General features: G+C 62.5%; 10 protein-coding genes and 1 pseudogene. 8 read left to right on the top strand and 3 right to left on the bottom strand.

Features of this window, described 5'->3' with window-relative positions; translation table 11 throughout:
- A partial coding sequence (locus GNZ13_RS51850) for a hypothetical protein (protein WP_216675299.1) occupies positions 1-183 on the top strand: 183 nt, incomplete at its 5' end.
- Between the two features lie 15 nt (positions 184-198).
- Here the strand turns inward: GNZ13_RS51850 and GNZ13_RS47225 are convergent.
- The 3 genes from GNZ13_RS47225 to GNZ13_RS47215 all read right to left on the bottom strand — a co-directional run bounded on the left by GNZ13_RS47225 (position 199) and on the right by GNZ13_RS47215 (position 2,793).
- Positions 199-591 carry a glutathione S-transferase family protein gene (locus GNZ13_RS47225; protein WP_172177963.1) on the bottom strand — a complete coding sequence of 131 codons (393 nt, stop codon included), beginning with the start codon at positions 589-591 and terminating at the stop codon, positions 199-201.
- Position 592: 1 nt separating this feature from the next.
- On the bottom strand, positions 593-1,501 hold the full coding sequence (locus tag GNZ13_RS47220) for a tryptophan 2,3-dioxygenase (RefSeq protein WP_172177961.1): 909 nt from the start codon (positions 1,499-1,501) through the stop codon (positions 593-595).
- A gap of 173 nt (positions 1,502-1,674) precedes the next feature.
- Positions 1,675-2,793: an iron-containing alcohol dehydrogenase gene (locus GNZ13_RS47215; protein ID WP_172177959.1), complete on the bottom strand. Its 1,119-nt coding sequence runs from the start codon at positions 2,791-2,793 to the stop codon at positions 1,675-1,677.
- A gap of 259 nt (positions 2,794-3,052) precedes the next feature.
- Between GNZ13_RS47215 and GNZ13_RS47210 the strand changes: the two genes are divergently transcribed.
- The 7 genes and pseudogenes from GNZ13_RS47210 to GNZ13_RS47180 form a co-directional block, all read left to right on the top strand.
- Positions 3,053-3,736: a nitroreductase gene (locus GNZ13_RS47210; protein ID WP_172177969.1), complete on the top strand. Its 684-nt coding sequence runs from the start codon at positions 3,053-3,055 to the stop codon at positions 3,734-3,736.
- A gap of 178 nt (positions 3,737-3,914) precedes the next feature.
- On the top strand, positions 3,915-4,823 hold the full coding sequence (locus GNZ13_RS47205; protein WP_172177957.1) for a SphA family protein: 909 nt from the start codon (positions 3,915-3,917) through the stop codon (positions 4,821-4,823).
- Complete coding sequence (locus GNZ13_RS47200; protein ID WP_172177955.1) at positions 4,801-4,962, top strand: hypothetical protein; 162 nt, start codon at positions 4,801-4,803, stop codon at positions 4,960-4,962. The genes GNZ13_RS47205 and GNZ13_RS47200 overlap by 23 nt, the downstream gene beginning before the upstream one ends.
- A gap of 143 nt (positions 4,963-5,105) precedes the next feature.
- Positions 5,106-6,017, top strand: coding sequence for a LysR substrate-binding domain-containing protein (locus GNZ13_RS47195; protein WP_172177953.1), 912 nt, complete (start codon positions 5,106-5,108; stop codon positions 6,015-6,017).
- A 177-nt stretch (positions 6,018-6,194) separates the two neighbouring features.
- Positions 6,195-7,664, top strand: a complete 1,470-nt coding sequence (locus tag GNZ13_RS47190) for an amidase (RefSeq protein ID WP_236002505.1) — start codon at positions 6,195-6,197, stop codon at positions 7,662-7,664.
- A 92-nt stretch (positions 7,665-7,756) separates the two neighbouring features.
- Positions 7,757-8,776 carry a glutathione S-transferase family protein gene (locus GNZ13_RS47185; protein WP_407945711.1) on the top strand — a complete coding sequence of 340 codons (1,020 nt, stop codon included), beginning with the start codon at positions 7,757-7,759 and terminating at the stop codon, positions 8,774-8,776.
- A 382-nt stretch (positions 8,777-9,158) separates the two neighbouring features.
- Positions 9,159-9,611 (top strand): annotated as a pseudogene (locus tag GNZ13_RS47180) (LysR family transcriptional regulator); the annotation flags it as partial.
- Positions 9,612-9,632 lie beyond the last annotated feature (21 nt).

Here is a 9,632-nt window from a genome sequence, read left to right as displayed (position 1 = left end):
TCTGACGATCAACGGGCACGAAGCGACTCATCTATGGGCTCTCTCAGTGAACTGGCTGATTCATTAACGCCCAACGTGCCCGCCCGGATGACCAACCTCGGCGCAAACTCCGACAACCTCCTAGTCGTAAAAAAGGGCGGAGACGAGTCTCCGCCCGATTCCTGCATCGCCACAGGCCGATGACACGATCGCAACCGCTCAGCCTGGCGCAGTCTCCACGCAGCTTGCCATGGCATCGATCCGGCGCGATGGCGGTAGCGGGTCGTCCCACATCGACGTGAGCCCCAGATACGCCAGCCGCACCAGGTTGACACCCCAAAGCACATCGCCAAGGGCGAACGCGCATCCCGCGAGATACGGGGCTGGTGCGGAATCCGGCGTGCGGCCCAGCGCCTCCAACACGCCTTCGACGTGATGGCGTGCGGTGCGCTGGCATGCGGCATCGCGGCGGACCGCAATGCCGCCTCGTTCCTTCGCGATCCTGGTGCGACAGGCGGCAACAAGTCCTGCATCCCCGGCATGGTTGACGATCATGGACTCGAGCGCCGCGATCTTGTGATCGCAGACCGTTTCCATGACCGTCTTGAGCACGTCACTCCGCGGCCCGGGCATTTCCCTGTCCGCGGGCGTGCGGACATACCGCGGGCGGATCGCCGATGAAGCCGCGCGCAGACCAGAGTTCCGGGAACGGGATCTCGTTCATGGTCGGCATGAGCCAGGCAATGCCCTCGGTGCCGAAGTAGGCCGGCCGGGCGCCGAACGTCCGGCGCGTTGCCATCAGGTGCAGGTGCTTCCAACCGGAGAATCCCTCCGCGATATCGGCCAGCGTCTCGCCGAGCTGCTGCAGCTCCCGATGCTTGTCCGGGTCGGCGTAGACATCGCGCCAGACGTTCTCGACCGCTTTGTCCGGCGTGTAGGGCACACTGAAATCGCGGTCGAGTACCGCCGCCGGCACGGCGAAGCCGTTCCGGCTCAGGTGGGCAAGCACGTCGTCATACAGGCTCGGCTCTGCCAGCGCCTTGCTGAGTTGTTCCCAGCGCCGGGGTTGCGGCAGGAAGTGCTCCAGGTGCTCCCCCTGCTTGATGCCGAGCAGGTAGACCATCTGCCGGTACGTCCAGCCCTGGAGGGCGGTGTCCTTGCCGTACTTCGGGCCAACGCAGGACAGGATGGCGAGCAGGTCGACAGGCGTCATCCACGCGATGGAGCGCCATGTGGCATTGAGCGGCTCGTGGTGGGCGACGACGCGCCGCAGCGTCCGGCAGGCCCCGGTCAGGTCATCGGCACGCAATTGCGCCTGCGCGGCCTGTATTTCCTTGATGATCAGCATCCAGTAGAGCTCGGACACCTGCGCCGATACGATCCAGGCGTGCTCGCCGGGATGATCGCTGACCGGACGCTGCAGCGAGTGGAGCACGTCTGTCTGTAACCAGTCGCTGTATGGCGTATGCCCGGCTGGCGTTCCGGCTGGTGCCGGGGATGCGGGCTTGACGGTATCGTTCACTTTGTTCTCCTCGTGGTGGTGGGGTTAGGCAAGTTTTGTGGAACGGCGACGATCCGCAGCCTTGACTCCATCTGCGTCAGGCCTGTCGCGGTGATCTGCCGACTGGCCAGGGCATCGAGCACGTGGGCGCAGGCCGACGGGCTGCGGGAAGCTGCCGGATGGCTGGCCGGTCATTACCACAGGCTCTCCAGCAGCGCATCCAGCTTCGTGCCGGCATCCTCGCCAAGGTCGCCGACCTCGGAGGGATAGTTCTGCTTGAGCAGGGCCGCCATCTCGGGAAGCTTCGCCCGATCGAAATCGAGGTCGCCGAGCCGGCTCGGCAATTCAAGTGCGTCCACGGCTGCCTCAATGCGGTCAGCGAGGAATGCGGCGGACGTGCGGCTGCCACGGTCCGTGGAGAAAATCTCAAGCTTGCGGCCATAGGCGTCAGCGCAGGCGCGGATGACGGGCGCTAGCGCAATGCACGATGTCACGCTGTGCGGTACCCCGAACGTCCCGCCGAGGATGTGCCCGATGCGATGGCTCAGGCCGTAGATGACCGAAGCAGGGTAGAAGTAGCACTGCCACGCGGCGAGCTGGAGCTGCAACAGGTCGTCGGGCGACACGTGGCCGCCCGCGATGGCCTCGCGCGTTTCGAGCTTGCGCGGCCACTTCTCCAGCACGGCAAGGAAGCGCTCCACGCCCCTGGCGGCCAGGATGGCGTGAGGGTGATCCACGTCGACCCGGCGCATGCCTTCCACCGCATGGTCGATCCCCTTGATGGCCGAACTCAGCAGCAGCATACGTGGCGTGTCGACAATCATCCGGGGATCGATCAACACCAGCCTGGGTGTCGTTTCGCGCACGGCATAGCTGCGCTTGAACTTCTGGGGACCGTCCGTTTCCGTCACGCCGAAGTAGTGGGAGAACTCCGAACCCGACAGGGTCGTCGGAATCGCGGCAATGGGCAGGTAGCGGCCTGTCTGCTGGAAATGCTGGTAGGAGACTGCCTTTGCGGCGTCGAGTACAGAGCCGCCGCCGAGGGCGATGATCGATCCCGCATTGGCCTCGATGCATGCACGCAGTCCGTCGCGTACGGCGAAATCGGGCACATGCGGCGGCAGGCCGGTAAAGGTGCCCACGCCGTCGCCGATGGCAGGCTGCAGGTGCTCGCGGTTCAACGCCTCAAGGAATTCCACCGTGAAGGTCATCGGACGGCAGATGCCGTAGTTCCCCATGGAGGGGGCGACGGTTCTCAGCACGTCGTGTCCCCAGACAATCTCTTCCTGCGGCAAGCATTTCAACTGGTTCATTCCACTTCTCCACCATGTTTTCGTATGCGATCGGGGGCTCCGATCCCGAGTAGGAAGATAGGCGAATCGGGTTCGCGCGTGCGCGCGGGATTGGAGAACAGAGCGTTCAGGATTTTGGACGCCGGACATGCGCGGATGGGCGCCTGTCGTTCGTTGTTTCCGAACGAAGCTTTCAAGTTTCGCCAGCTTCACAAGGCAGGGGACGTGTCTATGATCTTTCCACCATATCGACCCCCACCACGAGAACGGAGACATGAAGATGGAGGCAATCCAGATTACAGAAGCGCTGATTCGCGGACGCCACAGCAAGCGCGGCTTCCTTGACCAGCCGGTGACGATCGAGACTGTCAGGGACATCCTGTCGGTCGCGAAATACGCACCGAGTTCGAGCAACACGCAGCCCTGGCGCTGCTATGTGCTGACCGGAAAGGCTCGCGAGAAGATTACGGGAGCCGCGGTCGAGGCGTATCGCGCCAATCCTGAGGGACTGGTGCCCGACTACCCGTTCTTTCCAAAGGAATTGCCGGCGCCATTCTCGTCGCGCTTCAATATGTTTCGCGGGATGCTGGGCGACGCGCAGGGCGTGCACAGGAGCGATATCGTCGGGCGCCGGCGCGACGTCGAACGGCAGTTCCGGTTCTTCGATGCGCCAGTGGGACTGATCTTCACCATGGACCGGCGCCTGGAATGGGCCAGCTTTATCTGCTACGGCTGCTTCCTTCAGAACATCATGCTGGCCGCGCGCGCACGGGGGCTGGACACCTGCCCGCAGCAGATCTGGTCGCTGCAATCGGCGGTCCTTCGTGAAGGCCTCACCATTCCCGACGAGGAGATGATCGTAGCCGGAATGTCACTCGGCTATGCAGACAACAGCTTTCCGGAGAACAACATGGCGCTTCGCAAGCTGGATCTGGACGAGTTCGTCTCGTTCGTCGATCACTGACACGCGAAACCGTCCAGGTCGCTCCTTGACCTGGAAAAGCGCGAACAAGCGATAGCCATCGTTAGCCAGTTTCGGCAAGTTGCGGAGATGTCGAATCGTTATGGCAGGTGCGCTTCACCGGCTGATGCGGATGCCCCGAGCCCTCAGCCGAAAAATAGAATACAGAGACGGAGGAGACATGATTAAAGTGCCCGCGAAGTTTTCTGCGGTGGTTGCGCTCGCATGCTTGCTGGCCTCGAACGCCGAGGCAACCGAGAATGGTCAGACCAGTTACCCTGTTGGCGTCAATACCGTATTGAATGGAATTTTGCCACCGCCTGGCGAAACCCAGTTTTACAATTACACGCTCTACTACGATGCCGGAAAGTTCGCTGGCCCGCATGGAGAAAGTCTCGTGCCCGGGTTCCAGTTGAAGGCGTTTATTGACGCCCCGCGTATCGTTCACACATGGGGCACTACATTTGGCCCCTTTACTCTGTCTAGTGGTGTAATCGTCCCGCTCGTTCATATTCGGGCGGACACGCCAGGCGGCAGCGACAAGCGCAATGGAATTGGAGACATCATCGTTGAGCCCTTGTACATCGGTTATTCAAATCCATCGCGATCATTCTTCGCCTACCTCACCACCGAAATTTCAGTGCCGAGCGGGTCCTACTCCGCGAACCGAGTGGCGAACACTGGCCGGAATGTATATGCGCTAACGCCGCAACTCAGTACGACATGGTTCCCCACGTCCGCAGTTGAAGTCTCTACCACCACGCTCGTAGAAATTAGTTCACCGAATTCAGCGACTCGATATCACTCTGGCGCGGTTGCAGCACTTGAGTATCTTGTTGGCTATTCGCTTAACAGCAAGTTCCAGCTCGGGCTTCAGGGATATCTGCTGAAGCAGTTCAGCGATGACAAAGTCAACGGCACGCCCATACCAGGGGATGGGTTTCGCGGAAGAGCTGTCGCGGTCGGGCCGCAACTACGATACATGTGGTCGCCGGCAGCTGGCATTGTGTTCAAGTATCAGCGCGAGTTCGCCGTGCAGAATCGGCCGCAAGGCAACAAGTTCTGGGTTGAATTGTGCTTCCCTCTTTGATCGGAATGAGGCGACGTTCGAAGCGAATACGCGGCTTGCCGAACCCGGCAAGCTGCGCATGCGTGCGCTCGTGGTCTACGGCGACGTGGTGTCGTTTGCTGCCAAGTTTGCCGCGATCGGTGGGGTTCGGGGGCATTGACGGTCGTGGCGCGAGCGGGCTCCGGCCACGGCAATGGCGGTCATTGGGGGCGTCTGACCGTGGCACTGCGCGCACCCCTTGCAGTACCATGCGATGGAAGCAGACACCATTGGCCCAAACCAAACCGCTACCAAGGCAGCCAGATGCTGGACCTGAAAGACGTTTTTCACTTCGTGCAAGTGGTCGACCGCGGTGGCTTTACGTCTGCCGGCAACAGCCTGGGGCTGCCCAAGTCCACGTTAAGTCACAGGGTCAAGGAGCTGGAGGCTTCGCTGGGCGTTCGCCTGATCAACCGGACCTCGCGCCAGTTTGCCTTGACCGACGTAGGCGCTGAGTTCTACCAGTACGCTGTCGCCTTGCTGCAGAGCGCCGACGTCGCGGAACAGGCGATGCGCCAGAGGCTCGCGGAACCCAGCGGGATCATCCGCGTGACGGTAGCGGTCGAGCTTGCGCAGTTTGCGCTGCGACAGGTCCTGCCGACGTTCCTGAGCAGCAATCCCAAGGTCAGCATCGTGGAAATCGCCACGGACAGGCTCGTCGACGTTGTCGGCGAGGGCTTCGACCTGGCGCTGCGCGGACATACCTCGGCGCTGCAGGATTCCAACCTAGTCCAACGGCCCATTGTCAGGGCTCCATGGTACCTGTTTGCGGGTGCCGACTACCTCGAACGGATGCCACTCCTGGAGGCACCGGAGCAACTTGCATCCCATGCCATCGTCTCGATGGTGCGCAAAGGGCCGCTGCAGTGGCAACTGCGAGGCCCCGACGACAGGCTCGTCATCATCCCGATCGAGCCAAGATTCCAGAGCAACAGCATGATGTCCCTGAAGGAGGCAGCCTGCGGCAACGTTGGTGTGGCAGCCCTGCCCGGGTATATCTGCCGGTCCGAGCTGCAGGCTGGCGTGCTGCGGCAAGTACTGCCGGGCTGGATCGCCGCGGATGCGCGCATCTCCGCCCTCATACCCTATCGGACCGGACTGCTTCCCGCGGTGCGGTCGCTGGTCGATTTCCTCGCCGCAGAGCTGCCCAAAGTTACCGCGTTCGACGGCCGCTGACCCGGCACTACCTCCTCCCGCTCCAATGCTACGCGGACCACCCCCCGTGTGGCCCGCCGGGCGTTCCATATTCATGGACGCTGTGTTCGGCGCCAGCCAGCTCCCAAGGACGAGCCGATCAACTATCGTTTCCTCCCAAGGATAAGGCAACCGCAACGTCACCATGGGGTGGAATATATGAACCAGCTGAACTGCCTGCCACAAGACGCGATCTCCTGGGGCCACGACATACTTCCGACGGCTGTCGCGTCGCTCGACCAGCACGGCATCCGGCGCCCATGCCGAACGACGGCCCCGCATTCCATGGGCTTGCGCAACGCGCTGGATGCGCTTGCCACGCGGCAGATCACCGCGACGGCATTGACGGAGCAGGCACTCGAACGCGCGGAAGCCAGCAAGCAGCTGCTCAATGCGTTCTCGGCGATCGATTGGGACCGTGCCCTGAAGGCGGCCGCGGAAAGCGATCGCCGCTATGGCGAAGGCCGGCAGCGGGCACTGGAAGGACTGCCCATCGCGGTCAAGGATCTTATCGACACCAAGGGCATGGAGACCCGCTACGGTTCCGCAGCCTATCTCGGCAATCTGCCTCACGCCGATGCCGACATCGTGAAAGCACTGGTGGAACGCGGCGCGATCATCATCGGCAAGACCACGACCCACGAATTCGCGTGGGGCGTGACAACCGCCAGCGCCAGGTTTGGCGATACCCTGAATCCGCTGGACCATGCACGCATACCCGGGGGTTCCAGTGGTGGCGCCGCGGCGGCGATTGCGCACGGTGCCATCATGGCGGGCGTGGGCACGGATACCGGCGGCTCGGTCCGGATTCCCGCCGCGTTGTGCGGCGTCGTCGGATACAAGCCCACGCTCGGCACGTTATCCACGCGCGGCGTGTTCCCCCTGGCACCCACTTGCGACCACGTTGGCCTGCTCGGCGAGCAGGTCGATGACGTGCTGTTGGTCGCCGATGCCATTGACATCAAGGTTCCCGAGAGCGATGCGTGGCTGTCCGCACGGCTGGGCGTCATTCGTGACATCGCACCGGTTCCACTCAGTCCGGAAATCGCGTCGGCATTTGATAGCGCGATGAAGCGGCTGGCGCAAGACTTTGCCTGCGTGAACGTCAGCACGTCCGGTCTGTTCGATGCGGTATTCGGTGCCTTCGCGAGCATCGTCCTGATCGAAGGCGGCATCGAGCATTTCCGCCGCAACGACTGGGACCGTATCTCGACGCACTACAACCCGGAAACCGTCGACCGGCTGAAACGCGCCGAAACCATGGACCTGCGCGCCTATGCGGTGGCCCAGCAGGCCAGGCGAGATTTCACGGCAAGGCTGCACGAGGTGATGTCGACGGTTGACTATCTCGTGCTGCCGACATGCCCGTGCACCGCACCGCATCTCCATGCCGGCACCGTCAGCATTGGCGCCTGGACCGGCACTGTCCGCGAGGCGCTTATGACCTATACGGCACCGTTCAATGTCGCGGGATTTCCTGCCATTTCGATTCCCTTGGCGACCGGCGAACGCAGCCTTCCCGCTGCCTTGCAGATCGTCGCGAAGCCCGGCGACGACGGTGCGCTGCTGCAGATTGCACAGCAGATGGAGCTGATGCTGCGAACGGGCACCGCCCACAAGAGTTGCTAGACGTCAACCCCACAACCAGGAGACAACGATGAACGATAGCGCCAAACCTGAGTGCCAGGAAACCAGCAATGAGCCATGACAAATTGACGAATATGGCGGCCGGTGCCCGTGCCGCCATCGCGGACCCCGCGCGAATCTCTCTCGTGGGTAGTGACGCCAGCCCGCGCTTCGAACTGTTCCACGCGGCCAGTTCGCTCTGCTCGCAAAAAGTGCGCACGGTATTGTTCGAGAAGCAGTTGCCGTACCGTTCGAACAATATGATGATCCTCGGTTCGATGGGTCCGGACGGCGTTGTTCCAGCCGAGCACTACCATCCGCCCTACGTCCGACTGCGGTTGCTTGCAGGCCGGGAAGTGGGGCGGGAACTTGTCAGCGGCTATAGCGGGCGCACTTCGGTGGAGACCGAAGGCTTTGATCCCTGCGCGGTCCCGTTGCTTGTGGACTACAAGGCTGGCCGTGTCATTGCCGATTCCAGACGGATCTGCTGCTATCTCGATGCGGTGTCGCGCGATCCCATTCGTCTCGTGCCGGAAGATGCCGATGCGCGTGCCCAAGTGATGCATCAGGTGAGCATCGTCGATCGGATCCCGAACGGCACCTTGCTCTATGGCTTTCATCCCGATGCCGACCTGCGGCCTGAAGCGCTCAAGACGGCCATGGAAACGGTCTACGACTACAAGATCAAGGCGCTCGAAGCCATGATTGACGCGAATGCCGACGATGCGGAGCTCGTTGCGGCCTATCGCGCGAAGATCGCGAAGGAGCGGGGCGGCAAGTCGGTCTGCCACGATGCGGCATTTCAGCGCGCCGCACGTCGGCACGTCGCGGGCCTCTTGATGGACCTCGACCATGCGCTTGGTTCGCCGTCACCGTACCTCAGGGGGGAATCATTCTCGCTCGGCGATGTGCTGTGGGGTGTCAACCTGGTCCGGATGGCTTATCTGGGGCTTGCGTCGATGTGGGAAAGCCTGCCCAACGTCGAGCGATATGTTGATGCGCTGGCCAAGCGTCCGTCCCTGTGCGCGGAAGCGGTCCGGGCCACGGTCGATTCCATGCCGCCTTCGCGCTATATGCATGTCATTGCCGGCTGTGGGGAGGCGGTGCCGGTGTAGTCCTCCAGCCCGATGGCACCGGTCAATGCCGGTGCCTGTTGCAGGAGGGGAAGGGGCGGAGACTCTGCATCTCCGCCCATTTGCTTTCTCAGGCTGCCACGGGTTCTTGCTCGCAGTGCAAGGCTCGCGCGACCGTTGTCACCCTGCGGTCCTGGAATCGGGCCACGGCCAGGTGGTCGTCGTCGGGCTTCATAGCATCACTGAAGCTGGCAGAACGTGTACGCAAGGTTCGGCAAAACTGAACGATCGGGGCCGGCGCAGCGGTGCGCGCCAAGGTTTGCCCGGATCCCGGCGGATGCGCGCCCCGGGTATGATCGGAGGTCAAGATCACACCCACATCCGGTCCGTTGCCACCGCCGGCTATGATCCGCGCCCCCATGCAATGCTCGATCTGAAGGATGTCTATTACTTCGTGCAGGTGGTCGACCGCGGCGGATTCACTGCGGCTGGCGAGGCGCTCCGGCTGCCGAAGTCAACGCTGAGTCACCGTGTGAAGGAACTGGAAGCCTCGCTGGGCGTGCGGCTCATCAGCCGGACGTCGCGGCAGTTTGCGATGACGGAGGTGGGCCAGGAGTTCTACCAGTAAGCCATGGCGATGCTGCGCAGTTCCGAGCTTGCAGAAGAGGCCATGCGCCAGCGGCTGGCGGAGCCGAGCGGTGTGATCCGCGTGACGACGGCTGCGGACATTGCCCAGTTCGCGCTACGCCACGTCCTGCCGACCTTCCTCTCCGACCACCCCAAGGTGAGAATCGACGAAACCGCCACGGACAGGATCGTGGACATCGTCGGCGAGGGATTCGACCTGGCGATCCGGGGTCATGTCGGCCAGCTGCAGGGGCCTTGATAATCATATAGC

The organism is Paraburkholderia elongata (assembly GCF_013177735.1).
Lineage (GTDB): Bacteria > Pseudomonadota > Gammaproteobacteria > Burkholderiales > Burkholderiaceae > Paraburkholderia > Paraburkholderia elongata.
Note: the sequence above shows the minus strand (reverse complement) of the source record. Positions and strands in the feature narration are given on the sequence as shown.